This window comes from Orenia metallireducens (assembly GCF_003001995.1).
GTDB classification, from domain to species: domain Bacteria; phylum Bacillota; class Halanaerobiia; order Halobacteroidales; family Halobacteroidaceae; genus Orenia; species Orenia metallireducens_B.
Map to the genome: position 1 here is coordinate 41,553 of NZ_PVNB01000018.1, position 15,367 is coordinate 56,919.

Genomic DNA, 15,367 nt, shown 5'->3' on the forward strand with positions numbered 1-15,367 from the left:
TACTATTAACACCTAAAATAATCCCCTACTTCTAATTAGAAGTAGGGGATTATTTCTAAATAGTAATCATATTTTCAAACTCTGAAATATACCAATTACCATTGAGTTTATCTAACTCTAAGGTAGCCTTAGCATTACCATAGCTATTGACTTGCCCACTTTCTTTCTCTCTTACTTCAATTAAGATATCAGCAGTAAAGATATACTTCTCGCCTTTTTTAAAAATCTCTTCATTATTAGTTTGGAACTTTAGGTAATCTCTTCTTGTAAATAGGTCTCTACAATAATCAATAAACTCTTCTTTACTAAATTCATTAACCTTTTCACTGATTATATCATTATCCTTAATAATTATTTCTATCTCCATAAATCTGTCAGGGGCTATAGTTCTTTCTAATTCCTTATAATCGGCAAATACCCAAGAATCAAAAAAATCTCTTACTCTCTCTTTAATTTTATGTTTCTCAGTTAGATTCAAGCATTGAGTCTCTTCCATAATACCACCCCTTTGCCAAATTAGTATATATTATTAATTGAACAAAGTTTTATAAAATCCTTTCTATTTTTGCATTATAGATAGTAAAATAGTAATGAGTTATGAGTAACTAGTGACGAGAAAAGAATTTTACACTGGTTATTCATCACCTGTCACCCGTCACTAAATTAAAGTTGGATGATCAGAGTGTTTTTATGTTATAATTGTTAATATATTAGAGAATAGGGAGTGAGTAGTAGAATGAGTCAAACTAAGATTTTAGATGGTCGCAAAGTAGCTAAAGAGTTAGAAGCCGAGATTGGTCAAGTAGTAGAGAACCTAACTAAGCAAGGTATCACTCCAGGACTAACGGTTATTTTGGTAGGTGATAACCCAGCTTCAGAGATTTATGTATCTTATAAAGAGAAGGCATGTAAGAGGGTTGGAATCAACTCTAATCTAATTAAATTACCTGCTGAAATCAATGAAGAAGAGTTGTTAGGAGAGGTAGAGAGATTAAATCAAGATGATAGTGTAGATGGTATCTTGGTACAATTACCATTACCAGAGCACATAGATGAAGAGAAAGTAATCAATACTATCAGAGCAGATAAGGATGTTGATGGTTTCCATCCAATCAATATAGGTAAGCTGATGATTAATGGTAGTGGACTTCATTCATGTACACCAAGGGGAATTATGGAGATATTACATAGATATGAGATTGAAGTAGAGGGTAAGAATGCAGTTATAATTGGCAGGAGCAATATTGTAGGTAAACCAATGGCTCAGATGCTTCTACAGGAGAACGCTACTGTGACTATCTGCCATAGTAGAACCAAAGATTTAAAGGAGCATACGCTAAAGGCAGATATTTTGGTAGCAGCAGTAGGTAGAGCTGAATTTGTAACTGCTGATATGGTCAAAAAAGGAGCAGTTATAATAGATGTAGGAATTAATCGAACTGAAAATGGACTACTAGGAGATGTTGAATTTAAAGGTGTCAAAGAAAAGGCAGCTGCTATTACTCCAGTACCAGGTGGAGTAGGTCCGATGACTATTGCTACTCTACTTAAGAATACTTTAAAGGCATGTCAGGAAAGAAGGGGATAAGATGTTGAGAAATAATGGAGTAACAGATCGAATCTGGTCTGTTACCCAAGTAACAAATTATTTAAAAGAGTTACTAGAGACTGATCCCAACCTCAGTCCAGTTATGCTCAAAGGGGAGATTTCTAACTTTCACCACCACTCATCAGGGCATATGTATTTTACTATCAAGGATGAGAAGACTCAGCTTAGTGCAGTAATGTTTAAAGGTTATAATCAGAGTTTAGACTTTATCCCTGAGGATGGGATGTCGGTAATTGCTGAAGGTAAGATAAGTATCTATCCTGCTAGGGGTCAATATCAAATTTATGTCCATCGGATGCAGCCTGATGGTATCGGTAGCTTACATCTAGCTTATGAGCAATTGAAGGAACGCTTGGAAAAGGAAGGCTTATTTAGAGCAGAGTTAAAGCAGGCTATCCCTAAGATTCCAGCCAAAGTAGGTGTAGTCACCTCTCCAACTGGTGCTGCTATTAGAGATATTATCAGTGTGATTAAACGGCGGTTCTCCAATGTGTCACTATTGATTGCACCAAGCCAAGTACAAGGTGTGGGAGCAGAAGAGACTCTGGTTAGAGGATTGGAGCTATTAAATCAGAGTGATGTTGATGTAATAATTATCGGGCGTGGTGGAGGGTCTATTGAGGATTTATGGGCATTTAATAAAGAAAAGCTAGCTAGGGCTATCTTCAATTCTAGAATTCCTATTATCTCAGCAGTTGGTCATGAGACCGATTTTACTATCGCTGATTTTGTAGCTGATTTGCGAGCACCGACACCTTCAGCAGCAGCTGAGTTGGTAGTCTCTAATCGAGAAGAGATAGTTAAATACTTAGCCAGATTATATAATAACTTAAATAGTGCAATGGATAATCGAATAAACCGTTTAAATGATAGGTTACTTAGCTTAAAGGAACGAAGAGCATTGCGTTTACCTGAAGAGAAGATTACAGAGTATATGCAACAAGTTGATGAGTTGAGTATGAAGCTTGAGAAAGAGATTTGTGACAACCTGACTAAGAAACAAGAAGAGCTAGAAAGAGTAGTTGGACAGCTTAATTCATTATCCCCATTAAGTACCTTTGCCAGAGGATATAGTTTAGCACGGAAGCTAGATAGCAAAGAAGAGATCAAGTCAATAGCTCAGCTAGAAGAAGGGGAGATGATAGAGGTTATCTTAAAGGATGGAGCTTTGGATTGTAAGGTTGAATCAGTAACCGGTGAGAAGTAAATAGTAATAAGTAATATTTAGGCAATCTTCGTAGATTGTCTTTTTTTTATCTCTGACAAGTTATAATATACTTATTATGGTTAATGTGGTTTTTGATTACAAGATATCAATTTAAATTCTACAGAATAGTCCCCTAATTTTAGACATATAATCTTACTAGTATATTGTGGAGGGGAGCGTATGTTTCTTTTGATTGAATTAAATAGAGAGAAGATCTTGCTGTTATCTATATTTCTCTTGATATTTTTAGGATTAGGGGGCTATTTAGGGGTTTTGTTTAGAGAAGATGCTGTAATGGTTATTGATGATGAGGTCAAGGATATCTTATCCCAAGATATACAGAATATATTTAATATTAGAAATAAGGCTTTGGTAGAAGGGGATAAAGATACTCTAAAAGCTCTATATAATACAGAGGGTAGGACAGGGCGATGGGCTTATGAACATTCTTTAAGAAAGATGAGGTACTTACAAGATTGGGGAGCTAAACAAGGTGTGAAATTTAAAGATATTAACTCTGAAGTTCTTTTAAGATATGTCAAGGAGAAGGGGGATGGCTATTCAACTACTCTGTTGGTCTCCACAGAGTATAAGTATGCTTATCAGGATTCACCGAAAAAATATAATACTTTTAGAATTGGAGCATATCATGCCTTTGAGATTATTCCCAAAGATGAGAGGTGGGTGATTAGCAAGGAGTGGTATATGGATCCTATGGATGACTCTCTAGAGCTAGAGCAGAGTAAGATTGAAGAGGTAAATGAGGTTATTCTTGCAGAGGAGCCTAAGGATTTATCGAATTTAAATAAAAGAAGACTTAAAGCAGTGGAGTATGCTGATAAGTATTGCGGAACTGCTAGTTTACCTAAATATGGTTTTAAATATAACCCTAAATATAGAAACTTTAATTCTCAAGGGGGTAACTGTGCCAACTTTGCTTCACAGATATTATATGAGGGAGCAGGGTTTAGAAAGAATCGTGCCTGGAATTATAGTAGAGGAAGTGGTACTAAGGCTTGGCTAAATGCTCATGGTTTTAATCAATATATGACCTATAGTGGTCGGGCAGCTATGATTGCCCATGGCAGTTATGATCAGGTTCTAAAGTCCTCCTATAAGCTATTACCAGGAGATTATGTTGCTTATGAAAAGAAAGGAAAGGTTGACCATATATCTGTGGTAACTGGATTAGATTCTAAAGGCTATGCTCTAGTAAATTGTCATAACTCCGATAGATATCGAGTCCCTTGGGATATAGGTTGGAATAAGAAAGGGGTTAAGTTTCGTTTGGTTCGAGTACATTATTAAGAAGAATAAAGTTGGATTTTAGAGAGATATTAAGACAGTAATGAGTGATAAGTGATAAGTGACGAGAAGAGATTTTTACTCATTACCTGTCACTCGTCACTGATTACTAAAAGATTTAGTGTGACTATATATATAATTTTAAATTTACAAGTATAATCTTTTAGTTTGTAAGCTTTTAATAAATTTTTTAAATAATTACTTGCAAGGGTGACAAACATATGTTATTATAATTCTGGCAAAATAGAATAACGTGTCGGATGAATGTTACAGGAGAAAAGCTTAAGCTTTGCCGACGGGGCAAGTCTATAGTTGTCCGACTATAGATGAAACTCTCAGGTAAAATACTGTAACTGGACGGCGCTCTGGAGAGACTCATTAAGAGCACCGAAGGAGTAACCTGATTAATTCAGGGTAATCTCTCAGGTAAAAGGACAGGGTAAAGGACAGATATAAAGCAGGTGGGTAAAATATAGGTTTTAGGAGTGTAGTAACTAACTACCCAAACACCTAACTACCTTTATTTATTTGTCTTTCTCCAGAGTCTAAGCCTTAGAGGTTTAGATTTTTTTAATTTGTACTAAAAATTATAATAAGGATTAGAGGAGGAAGAATGATGGCAGCATTGCAAGAATTTTTTAGTAGTATGAGTAGTTTGGTCTGGGGACCACCAATGTTAATCTTATTATTAGGAACAGGAATTTACTTGACCATTAGATTAAAAGGGGTGAGCATATCTAAGGTTCCTCATGCAATCACCTTAATCTTTAAAAAGGATAAGAATAGTAGTGAAGGTGATGTGTCGGCCTTTGAAGCTTTGGCTACAGCATTATCATCAACAATTGGAACTGGTAATATCGCAGGGGTAGCTACTGCTATTGCTGTTGGTGGACCGGGAGCTGCTTTTTGGATGTGGATGGCTGCTCTAGTGGGAATGGCGACTAAATTTGCTGAAGGTGTACTAGCTGTCAAATATCGTGTTAAGAATAAAGCAGGAGAGATGGCTGGAGGTCCAATGTATTATATCCAAGAAGGATTAGGAGAGAAATGGAAGCCATTATCAATCTTCTTTGCAGCCTGTGGAGTAATGGTAGCATGGCTTGGAATTGGTGCTACAGTACAGGCAAATTCAATGGCTGATGCTTTAAATGCTAACTTTGGGATTAAACCTTTATATACAGGAATTGTTTTATCAATCTTGGTTGGAGCAGTAGTATTAGGTGGAATTAAGAGAATTGCGAAGGTGGCAAGTAAGATTGTTCCATTGATGAGTGTAATCTATATTGGAGGAACCTTATATATCATCCTTTCTCATATCGGTGAATTACCTGCTGCTGTTGGGTTGATTATCAACTCTGCTTTTAATGGACAAGCTGCTGTTGGTGGCTTTGCTGGAGCTGGAGTTATGTTAGCTCTTAGAAAGGGGATCTCAAGGGGGATTTTCTCTAATGAAGCAGGACTAGGAAGTGCACCTATTGCCCATGCTGCTGCTAAGACAGACAGTCCAGTAAGACAAGGATTAATTGCTATGTTAGGTACTTTAATTGATACTATTATTATCTGTAGTTTGACAACCTTGACTATTATCATGACTGGTGTCTGGAATAATGGAATGACTGGGGCTGCTTTGACAACAGAAGCCTTTAATGTAGGAATGCCAGGACCAGGTGGGTTGGTAATAGCTATCGGAATTATTTTCTTTGCTTTCTCTACAACACTAGGATGGTGTTACTATGGAGAAAAATGTATTGAATACTTATTAGGAACTAAAGCAATTAAGCCTTATAAATTTATCTATATCCTCTGTATCTTGATGGGAGCTACTGTCAAGCTAGAGTTAATCTGGGCTATCTCTGATGTAGTAAATGGATTGATGGCATTTCCTAACTTGGTAGCTTTATTAGGATTATCAGGGGTAGTAATTAGTATGACTAAAGATTACTTTAATAATGTCGATATAAAAGAGTCAGAAGAATTAAAAACTATTGCTTAGTCAAATTCAAAGGTTGCCTTAAGGCGACCTTTTTGTTATTATAAAGAAAGATATTATTAATACAGTGACAAGTAACGAGTGATTATGAAGAAGATTTTTATAATTTACTGATACATAGACTATTTATACTGGAACTAAATTATAGATTAAATTTATAAAATTAGTATTTTTAGGTATAATAAGGTGTATTAGTTTAAGTATAAGTTTAAGGCAAAATAATACCTAAATTAGTCTTGAACTCAAACTTAAGCTTAGACTGAACCTTAATATATGCAGGTGATAAAACACTAATCTAGAAGTAATTATACTGTAGTATTGTAGATAAGGAGATGAAATTTGATGGGTAATAAATCGGAATTAACCTTTGAAGAAGCATTAAATCAATTAGAAGAGGCTGTTGAGAACTTAGAAAAGGGAGAGCTAACCTTAGCTGATTCTTTAGAAGAGTTTGAATTGGGTGTTAAGTTAACTAAGTTTTGTTCTGATAAATTAGAGCAGGCCCAAGAGAAGATAGAGATTATAAAAGAAGAGAATGGTAGGGTTAAGATAGAGGATTATAATTACCAAGATGAAGGAGCAGAATAATGGATATTAGAAGATTTATTAAAGAAAAGAGCCAATTAATCAACCAAGCTTTAGAAGATTATTTACCTAATCAAGAGCTTCACCCTGCTAAATTACATGAGTCGATGAGTTATAGTGTTTTAGCAGGTGGAAAGAGGCTAAGACCTATTTTAGTATTAGAGGCTGCTAAGTTAATCGGTGCTAATGAAGATGATATTTTAGCAGCAGCTTGTGCTTTAGAGCTGATACATAGTTATTCCTTGATTCATGATGATTTACCTTGTATGGATGATGATGATTTTAGAAGGGGAAAACCGACAAATCATAAGGTCTTTGGTGATGCGATAGCAGTATTAGCTGGAGATGCTTTATTGACCTATGCCTTTGAGCTTATGACTGAAGTCAAGAATATTTCGCCAGATAAGGTCTTATTAGCTATTAAGGAGTTGGCCAAAGCCTCTGGAAATCGAGGGATGGTAGGTGGACAAGTTGCCGATATTATGGCAGAAGGTCAGAAGATAGATGGCAGTGAGCTAGAGTACATACATACCCATAAAACGGGTGCTTTATTGAAGGCTTCTGTCAGAGTTGGTGCTATTTTAGCTGGGGCTAGTGATGAACAGTTAGCAGCTTTGACTACTTATGCTAAAGAGATTGGTTTAGGATTTCAAATTGTTGATGATATTTTAGATATTGAAGGGGATGCCAAGAAGTTAGGTAAGGATATAGGCAGTGACTTAGATCGGGATAAAGCTACCTTTCCTGCGATTTATGGCTTACAAGAGTCAAAAGAGATGGCTACTGCTACCTGTAAAAGGGCTAAAGAGGCGTTGAATATTTTTGGTGAAGATGCTGAGTTATTATTGCAATTAGCAGATTATATTATAGAACGAGAGTATTAAGGACAGTTAACAGTTGACAGTGAACAGTGTACAGTTAAAATCCTAAAACATAAGAATTTTGACTTGTATAAATCTTCTATTTTAGATTTAATGTTGGATTTATATCTTAAATAACTGTAAACTGTAAACTGTACATTGTAAACTAATTAAAAGAGGGTGATTTTTATTATGGATGATCTATTATCTAAGGTCAATTCACCGCAAGATTTAAAGAATTTATCCATAGAGAGTTTATATAAACTAGCTCAGCAAATTAGAGATGAGATTATCATTAATTTATCACAAACAGGAGGTCATTTAGCCTCTTCTTTGGGCGTAGTAGAGCTGACTATTGCCCTTCATTCTATCTTAGATAGTCCCAAGGATAAGATTATCTGGGATGTAGGTCATCAGGCCTATGCTCATAAGATTTTAACAGGGAGAAGAGCAGACTTTAAGAGTTTAAGAAAGTTAAATGGGATAAGTGGATTTCCTAAACGTATTGAAAGTGTTCATGATCAGGTAGATGTCGGTCATAGTAGTACTTCGATTTCATCAGCCTTAGGGATTGCCTGTGCCCGTGATATTAAAGGTGATGATGATACGATTGTGGCTGTAATTGGAGATGGGGCATTGACAGCAGGAATGGCCTTTGAGGCGTTAAATCATGCTGGTCATTTGCAAAAAGATATGATAGTTATTTTAAATGACAATGAGATGTCTATCTCTGAAAATGTAGGTGCAGTCTCTAATTATTTAGATAAGTTAAGGACAAATCCTAAGATTCATCGGGCTAAGAAGGATTTAGGACATTTAATTAATGCTATTCCAGCTATTGGAGATCATTTGCTAAAAACAGCAAACAGAGTAAAAAATAGTCTAAAGTATCTACTGGTATCGGGAATTTTATTTGAGGAGTTCGGCTTTACTTATTTAGGACCTATTGATGGTCATAATATTAAAGTCTTACAAGAGCATATCAAAGATGCTCAAAAGATTGGTGGTCCAGTCTTAATTCATACGATCACCACTAAAGGGAAGGGATATACTCCTGCTGAAGAAGAACCAGCTAAATTTCATGGAGTAGGTCCTTTTAATATTAGAACAGGGGAAGGAAAGAATAAGAAGCAAAGAAGAACCTATACCAATATTTTCAGTCAGACCCTAATTGATCTGGCTAAAGATGATAGTGAGATTGTAGCGATTACAGCAGCTATGCCTTCAGGTACGGGCTTAAATAAATTTGCTCAAGAGTTTCCTAAGCGTTTTTATGATGTAGGGATAGCTGAGCAGCATGCAATAACTTTGGGTGCTGGTTTAGCCTTAAATGGAGTCAAGCCCTTTGTTACATTATATTCTACCTTCTTACAACGGGGCTATGATCAGGTAATGCATGATGTCTGTATTCAGAATTTACCTGTTAAATTGGCAATTGATCGTGCTGGAATTGTTGGAAGGGATGGGGAGACTCACCAAGGTGTCTTTGATTATGCCTTCTTACGCCATCTGCCAAATATGACTGTGATGGCTCCTAAGGATGAAAATGAATTGAAGGCTATGATTAAGTTGGCTGCTAACTATAATAGACCAATTGCTCTTAGGTATCCACGGGGAGAGGTTGTCGGAGTAGAAAGAGTAGAGATAGATGATTTAGAGATAGGCAAGGCAGAAGTTTTATGTGAAGGCAAGGATGGAGCTATCTTAGCTATAGGTTCTATGGTCTATCCTGCTTTAGAGGTTGTTAATGATTTAGCTAAAGAAGGGATAGATTTGACTGTGGTCAATAGTCGCTTTGTTAAACCATTAGATCAAGAGTTAATTTTAGGTTTAGCTGATAAATATAATAGAATCTTCACTATTGAGGAGCATGTCCTACAGGGAGGTTTTGGTAGTGCTGTAGCTGAGTTATTGCTTGATAATGATAGTAGTGTAAGATTAACACGAATAGGGCTACCTGATAAGTTTATAGAGCATGGTTCTAGTGAAGAACTTTTAGCTAGATATGGCTTAGATATAGAAGGGATTAAAAAGCGGATTAAAGAGGTAATGCAGGAGGGGTAATATGAGCAAAAAAGAACGATTAGATGTACTATTAACTGAGCGGGGTTTTTTCAAAAGTCGTTCCAAAGCTAAAAGATCAATCATGGCTGGATTAGTCTTTGTTGATGAGCAGAAGATAGATAAGGCAGGTACTAAGATAGATTTGGAAGCAGAGATTAGAGTAAAAGGTGACTTGCACCCTTATGTAAGTAGAGGGGGATTGAAGTTAGAGAAAGCCCTTGAAGTTTTTAATATCGATTTAAGTGATAAACTAATAATCGATATAGGTGCTTCTACAGGAGGATTTACCGATTGTGCCTTGCAAAATGGTGCAAGAAAGGTATATGCAATAGATGTAGGTTATAATCAACTGGCTTGGAAGTTACGGAGTGATGAGCGGGTAGTCTGTATGGAGAAGACCAATGCTCGTTATTTAACCTTAGAAGATATAGGAGAAGCAGGTGATTTTGGAATGACCGATGTTTCCTTTATCTCTTTAACCAAAATCTTACCTGCTTTAAAAGGGTTATTGAACAGTTCTGGTGAAATTGTAGCTTTAATTAAGCCACAATTTGAAGCAGGGCCAGAGAATGTGGGTAACAATGGTGTTGTTAAAGATCCAGCTATCCATAAAGAGGTGATTTATAAGATCTTTAATTTTGCTAAAGAGATTGGCTTGATTCCAATCGGTCTTAATTATTCACCAATTACTGGAGGAAAGAGCCATAATATCGAATACTTATCTTATTTCACTCTTGATCAAAAGGCTTTAGAAATCTCTAATTTAGATCAGAAGATAGAAGAAATAATCAAGGTTGCCCATCAAGATTTATAATTCCAATTAATATAGATTATATAAAGATAAGGATCTTTAATCCATATTCCTGAGGTGAATAGAAGTGAGTATTAGAGGTGAGATTAAAAAAATTGCTTTAATTGCTAACACAAACAAGGCCAAAGCTGTAAATGTAATGGAGCAAGTCTGTAATTACTTAGATGATAAAAGGAAGGATTATATTCTAGAAGAAGCCAGTGCAGGCTTGTTAGAACGGAGAGTTAAAAGTCAAGTTTATGAGAGGTTGGTTGATTTTGCCGATATAGTAATTGTTTTTGGTGGTGATGGTACCTTTTTAAAGGCTGCTCGTACCTTTGCTGCTAGTGATGTGCCAATTTTGGGGATTAATTTGGGGCAGCTAGGCTTTTTAACTGATATAGAGGTAGAGATGTTAGAGGATGGTTTAGATAAACTATTAGCAGGAAAATATCAGATAGAGGAGAGAATGATTCTAGAAGGAAGGGTTATTAGGTCTAAACAACTGGTCAGTCGCTTAATTGCTATCAATGATTTAGTCCTTACTAAGGGACCCTTTTCTAGAATTATTAAGTTAGAGACCTTCATTGATGGAGAATACATCACAACTTACCCAGGTGATGGACTGATTATAGCCTGTCCAACAGGTTCAACAGCCTATTCCCTATCAGCAGGGGGACCTATTGTCAATCCTAAGATGAAATCTCTAATTATTACTCCAATTTGCCCCCATACCTTAAATTCTCGATCTATAGTTACTACTGAGGATGAAGAGATAGTAGTTAAGGTAGATGCTGACCATAGTGAAGTGATGTTGACAGTAGATGGTCAAGAGAGTTTTCCTATACTATCAGATGATATCATTAAGATCAATAAATCTAATTTAGTGGCTAAAATGATAAAATTAGAAGGATATAATTTTTATAAAATTCTAAGAAACCGGTTACATAATAATCGGTTTTAAAGGAGGAGACTGTGTGAAAAGTAAGCGCCATCTTAAAATTATGAGCTTAGTCCAAGATGAAGATATTCATACCCAAGATGAGTTGGCTTCTAGGCTAGAAGAAGAGGGAATTGAAGTGACCCAAGCAACGGTATCCCGTGATATCAAGCAATTGGGTTTGATTAAAATACCGCTAGATAATGGAGGTTATAAATATTCATTACCTCTTCAGCAGAAGGATAATATTAATATAAATAGTAGAATGAAGAGGATGTTTGAAGATTCAGTAAGCAGGATAGACTATAGTGAAAATTTAGTTGTAATTAATACTTTACCAGGAACAGCTCAAGCAGTAGCTTCTTTAATCGATAATACAGAATGGAAGAATGTATTAGGGACAATTGCTGGTGATGATACTATTTTGCTGATCATAAAGCCTAAAAGTGCTGTTACAAGTGTGATTGAAAGGCTAAAAAGTCTGACTGTTTAAAGATAGAGGGAGGTAAAGCAGTGCTATCTGAGTTAGTTATAAATAATTTTGCATTGATTAAAGATGTTAAATTAGAGTTGACTCCAGGATTAAATATATTAACTGGAGAGACTGGTGCTGGTAAATCAATTATCATTAAAGCTTTGGATATGTTATTAGGTGGTAGAGCATCGACAGATTTTATTAGATTTGGTGAGGAGAAGGCGATTATAGAAGGATGCTTTGATATCAAAGATAATCCTCTTGTCAAAGATCTATTAAAGGAATTGGGGATAGATATATTAGAGGAGGAGACTCTAATTTTAACCCGTGAAATCTCTACAAGTGGGAATAATAAATCAAGAATCAATGGGAGAGTTGTTACCCTAGAGATGGTTAAGGAGCTAACCCAATATTTAATAGATATTCATGGGCAGCATGAACACCAGTCACTGCTAAATCCTGAAGACCATTTGAGGCTATTAGATCAGTTTGGTGGTAAAGAGCTGATGGTACTTAAAGATAGGCTAGAAGAGGTATATAGCAGATGGCAGCAGAAGAAGAATAGATTAAATAAGATCAGTTATGATGAGAAAGAAAGAGAGAGAAGAATTGATTTATTAGAGTTCCAAATCAATGAAATTGAGCAAGCAGAATTAAAGCTTGAAGAAGATGAAGAGTTATTAGATGAGAAGAAGAGGTTAAGTAATGCTGAAGAGTTGAGTAGAACTGTCAATAAGGCTTATAACTCGCTATATCAAAGTGATTTTGAACAGACTGCTATTATTGACCAGATTAAGCAGTTTTCTAAGGAACTTGATAGTCTAGTCAAGATAGACAGTAGCTTAGAGGAGATTGCTGAGAGTTTAAGAAATATCAATTATGAGTTAGAGGATATCTCTTTTAGATTGAGTGACTATAATGATAAAATAGAGTTCAATCCCCAACGCTTGGATATGATAGAGAATAGATTGAAGTTAATCAATGATTTAAAACGTAAATATGGAGATTCCATTGAAGAAATTTTAGACTATTATCAAAAAATAGATCAAGAGTTGGCTGAGCTGAAAAATAGTGAGGTAGAGAAAGGTGAGCTATTAGCTGAAATTACTAAATTAGAAGAGGAATACTTAGTTGAAGCTGAAGAATTATCTACTCAAAGAAAAGTAATTGCTACAGAGTTAGAGAAGAGTATCGCTAGAGAGTTAATGGATTTATCGATGTTACAGACTAGATTTAAGATAGATTTTCTAAGAAAAGAGAACTTTACTAAAGATGGGATTGATAAGGTGGAGTTTTTAATCTCACCAAATCCTGGATCTGAGCTGCTTCCTTTGATTAAGATTGCATCAGGAGGAGAGCTATCGAGAATCATGTTAGCTTTAAAGACGATAACGGCAGATATTGACCAGATATCTACATTAATCTTTGATGAAATAGATACTGGAATTGGCGGTAGAGTCGGTAAGCTAGTTGCTGATAAATTGCTAGTCTTATCAGCTAAACATCAATTAATCTGTATTACCCATCTTCCCCAGATTGCATGTATGGCAGATAACCATTATTTCATTATGAAGAAGGTAGTCAATGATGAGACTGAGACGGTAATCCATCCATTAAATGATAATGGTAGAGTTAGAGAATTAGCGAGGATGTTAGATGGTACTCTAACCGAGACAACTCTAGACCATGCCAAAGAATTACTTAAATCAGCTATAGAAAAGAAAGAAAGAATTGAATAAAATTAAACTATTTAGGGCATCTTTATTAATTAAAGGTGCTTTTTTTATTTTATATTTAAATTTAAAATTGTCATTATATCCATCTATCTTCGAATCTAACTTACGAATTTATTATAAAAATTTTAAATTAGCAGGATTAATTTTATGATAATAATAAATAATTTAAAAATATTATTAAATTTAAAAACAATTAACATAAAAACCTTTAAAATACAACTGAATATAACTATTTATGGTGGGTATAATAAGTATATATCTAAGTTAAATATCATCCACAGTGGTATTTTAGAGTGCTTAAAATGTATCTATAGTCTTCTTTGATAGATTAATCTTTGAGTTTATTTTTAGTATTGGCAGATGAAATTTTGTTAAAATTCTTTTAATTGGAAGATACTACACAGGTGGGGACTGTGTAGGAGTGTGACAAATGAAAAAATATAAGAGAGTAGTGGTGATCAATCTTCTTCTATTATTAATCTGTTTTTTGTCATTGCCTAGAGTATTGATCTTTTTAGGTCTACCTGATAATTGTCAAATATTTGAGGGGAATAAGACACCATTAAAGATAAATTTACCTTTTAATGTATCTATCCGATCAAATCAACAGGGAAATCTAAAGATTAATGGTCAAAAACTTTCTCAGCATGAACTGAATATCAATCTTTCTAATCCGATTGCTTTACAGGCTTCTTCTGTTGGTGAGTATAATCTTGATTTTAAATTATTTGGCTTAATCCCATTAAGAAAGATGGTTGTGAATGTTCTCCCTCAGGTCAAGGTCATTCCTGGAGGGCAGGCCATTGGAGTAATTCTTAAGTCTGATGGGATTATGGTAGTGAGAAACTCCTATATTATTGGAGAAAATCAGCAAAAATACTTCCCTGCTAAAGAGGCTGATATTGAAGTAGGTGATAGTCTGTTAGAGGTCAATCATGTTGAAATTAAGAATAAATATCATTTGGCTAGATTAATCAATGAATATGGGAAGAAGGGCGAAAGCTTAAGATTTAAGATTAGAAAAAAGTCAGGGGAGGTTCAATTTAAGGAGATTACTCCTATTAAAAGTAAAGATGGATTTTACATGATAGGTATTTATGTCGATGATGGTGCTACTGGGGTAGGAACGATGTCCTTTTATGAACCAAAGAATGGCTATTATGGTGCTTTGGGTCATATGATTACTGAAGCAAATACACAATTGAAGATTGATGTAGGAGAAGGAGAGATAGTTAGAGCTAATATTTCAGGAATTAATCAGAGTCATGATGGCTTACCAGGAGAGAAATTAGGAACTTTTTTCAATGGACAAGGTATGCTAGGGAATATAACCAAGAATAATAGTTTTGGAATTTATGGTCGCTTATCTATCTCACCTAAGCATCCTTATTTTAAGGAAGCTATACCAGTAGCAAGCCCTTTAGAGATTAAAGAAGGACCTGCTAAGATTTATACTGTACTCCATGGTGGAGAGATAGAGGAATTTAATATAGAGATAGAGAAGGTTAGAAGGCAATATGAACCTGCTGAAAAAGGCTTGATTATTAGAATAGTTGATTCTCGGCTTTTAAGTCAGACAGGAGGAATAGTACAAGGAATGAGTGGCAGTCCTATTGTACAAGATGATAAGTTAGTAGGTGCTATTACCCATGTTTTTGTCAATGACTCTACTCGTGGCTATGGTATTTTGGCTCAATGGATGATAATGCAGACTGATTTATTAGAAAAGAATGTCGCCAAAGAATTTGCATCATAAATTCTTTGGCTTTTTTTATTTTTTAAAGGAGGAATTTGGAAACAGACATA

General features: G+C 35.2%; 13 protein-coding genes and 2 riboswitches. Of the genes, 12 read left to right on the forward strand and 1 reads right to left on the reverse strand.

What is annotated here, in order from left to right; translation table 11 throughout:
* Positions 1 to 55 precede the first annotated feature (55 nt).
* Positions 56 to 496, reverse strand: coding sequence for a hypothetical protein (locus tag BX659_RS12300; protein WP_097018650.1), 441 nt, complete (start codon positions 494 to 496; stop codon positions 56 to 58).
* 240 nt (positions 497 to 736) lie between these two features.
* On the opposite strand from BX659_RS12300, the gene folD reads away from it, so the two are divergent.
* The 12 genes from folD (at position 737) to spoIVB (ending at position 15,317) form a co-directional block, all read left to right on the forward strand.
* Positions 737 to 1,588, forward strand: a complete 852-nt coding sequence (gene folD, locus BX659_RS12305; RefSeq protein ID WP_097018651.1) for a bifunctional methylenetetrahydrofolate dehydrogenase/methenyltetrahydrofolate cyclohydrolase FolD — start codon at positions 737 to 739, stop codon at positions 1,586 to 1,588.
* A gap of 1 nt (position 1,589) precedes the next feature.
* Positions 1,590 to 2,816, forward strand: coding sequence for an exodeoxyribonuclease VII large subunit (xseA, locus tag BX659_RS12310; RefSeq protein ID WP_097018652.1), 1,227 nt, complete (start codon positions 1,590 to 1,592; stop codon positions 2,814 to 2,816).
* A 180-nt stretch (positions 2,817 to 2,996) separates the two neighbouring features.
* Entirely contained in the window at positions 2,997 to 4,124 is a 1,128-nt protein-coding gene (locus BX659_RS12315) for an amidase domain-containing protein (RefSeq protein ID WP_097018653.1), read from the forward strand.
* Between the two features lie 257 nt (positions 4,125 to 4,381).
* Positions 4,382 to 4,481, forward strand: a riboswitch (glycine riboswitch).
* A gap of 3 nt (positions 4,482 to 4,484) precedes the next feature.
* Positions 4,485 to 4,561, forward strand: a riboswitch (glycine riboswitch).
* Between the two features lie 176 nt (positions 4,562 to 4,737).
* Positions 4,738 to 6,114: an alanine/glycine:cation symporter family protein gene (locus BX659_RS12320; protein ID WP_097018654.1), complete on the forward strand. Its 1,377-nt coding sequence runs from the start codon at positions 4,738 to 4,740 to the stop codon at positions 6,112 to 6,114.
* 339 nt (positions 6,115 to 6,453) lie between these two features.
* Positions 6,454 to 6,699, forward strand: coding sequence for an exodeoxyribonuclease VII small subunit (gene xseB / locus BX659_RS12325; protein ID WP_097018655.1), 246 nt, complete (start codon positions 6,454 to 6,456; stop codon positions 6,697 to 6,699).
* On the forward strand, positions 6,699 to 7,580 hold the full coding sequence (locus BX659_RS12330) for a polyprenyl synthetase family protein (RefSeq protein WP_097018656.1): 882 nt from the start codon (positions 6,699 to 6,701) through the stop codon (positions 7,578 to 7,580). The genes xseB and BX659_RS12330 overlap by 1 nt, the downstream gene beginning before the upstream one ends.
* Before the next feature lie 168 nt (positions 7,581 to 7,748).
* Positions 7,749 to 9,620 (forward strand): 1-deoxy-D-xylulose-5-phosphate synthase, encoded by a 1,872-nt coding sequence (dxs, locus tag BX659_RS12335; RefSeq protein ID WP_097018657.1) that lies wholly within the window; start codon positions 7,749 to 7,751, stop codon positions 9,618 to 9,620.
* Position 9,621: 1 nt separating this feature from the next.
* Positions 9,622 to 10,434: a TlyA family RNA methyltransferase gene (locus tag BX659_RS12340; protein ID WP_097018658.1), complete on the forward strand. Its 813-nt coding sequence runs from the start codon at positions 9,622 to 9,624 to the stop codon at positions 10,432 to 10,434.
* A gap of 64 nt (positions 10,435 to 10,498) precedes the next feature.
* A complete protein-coding gene (locus BX659_RS12345; protein WP_253250776.1) occupies positions 10,499 to 11,374 on the forward strand; it encodes an NAD(+)/NADH kinase in 876 nt (291 codons plus the stop codon).
* Positions 11,375 to 11,387: 13 nt separating this feature from the next.
* The gene (gene argR, locus BX659_RS12350; protein WP_097018659.1) at positions 11,388 to 11,843 is read left to right on the forward strand and encodes an arginine repressor; all 456 of its coding nucleotides are present in this window, start codon (positions 11,388 to 11,390) and stop codon (positions 11,841 to 11,843) included.
* A 20-nt stretch (positions 11,844 to 11,863) separates the two neighbouring features.
* A complete protein-coding gene (recN, locus tag BX659_RS12355) occupies positions 11,864 to 13,564 on the forward strand; it encodes a DNA repair protein RecN (RefSeq protein WP_097018660.1) in 1,701 nt (566 codons plus the stop codon).
* A gap of 427 nt (positions 13,565 to 13,991) precedes the next feature.
* Entirely contained in the window at positions 13,992 to 15,317 is a 1,326-nt protein-coding gene (spoIVB, locus tag BX659_RS12360; RefSeq protein ID WP_097018661.1) for a SpoIVB peptidase, read from the forward strand.
* The last annotated feature ends 50 nt before the right edge of the window (positions 15,318 to 15,367 follow it).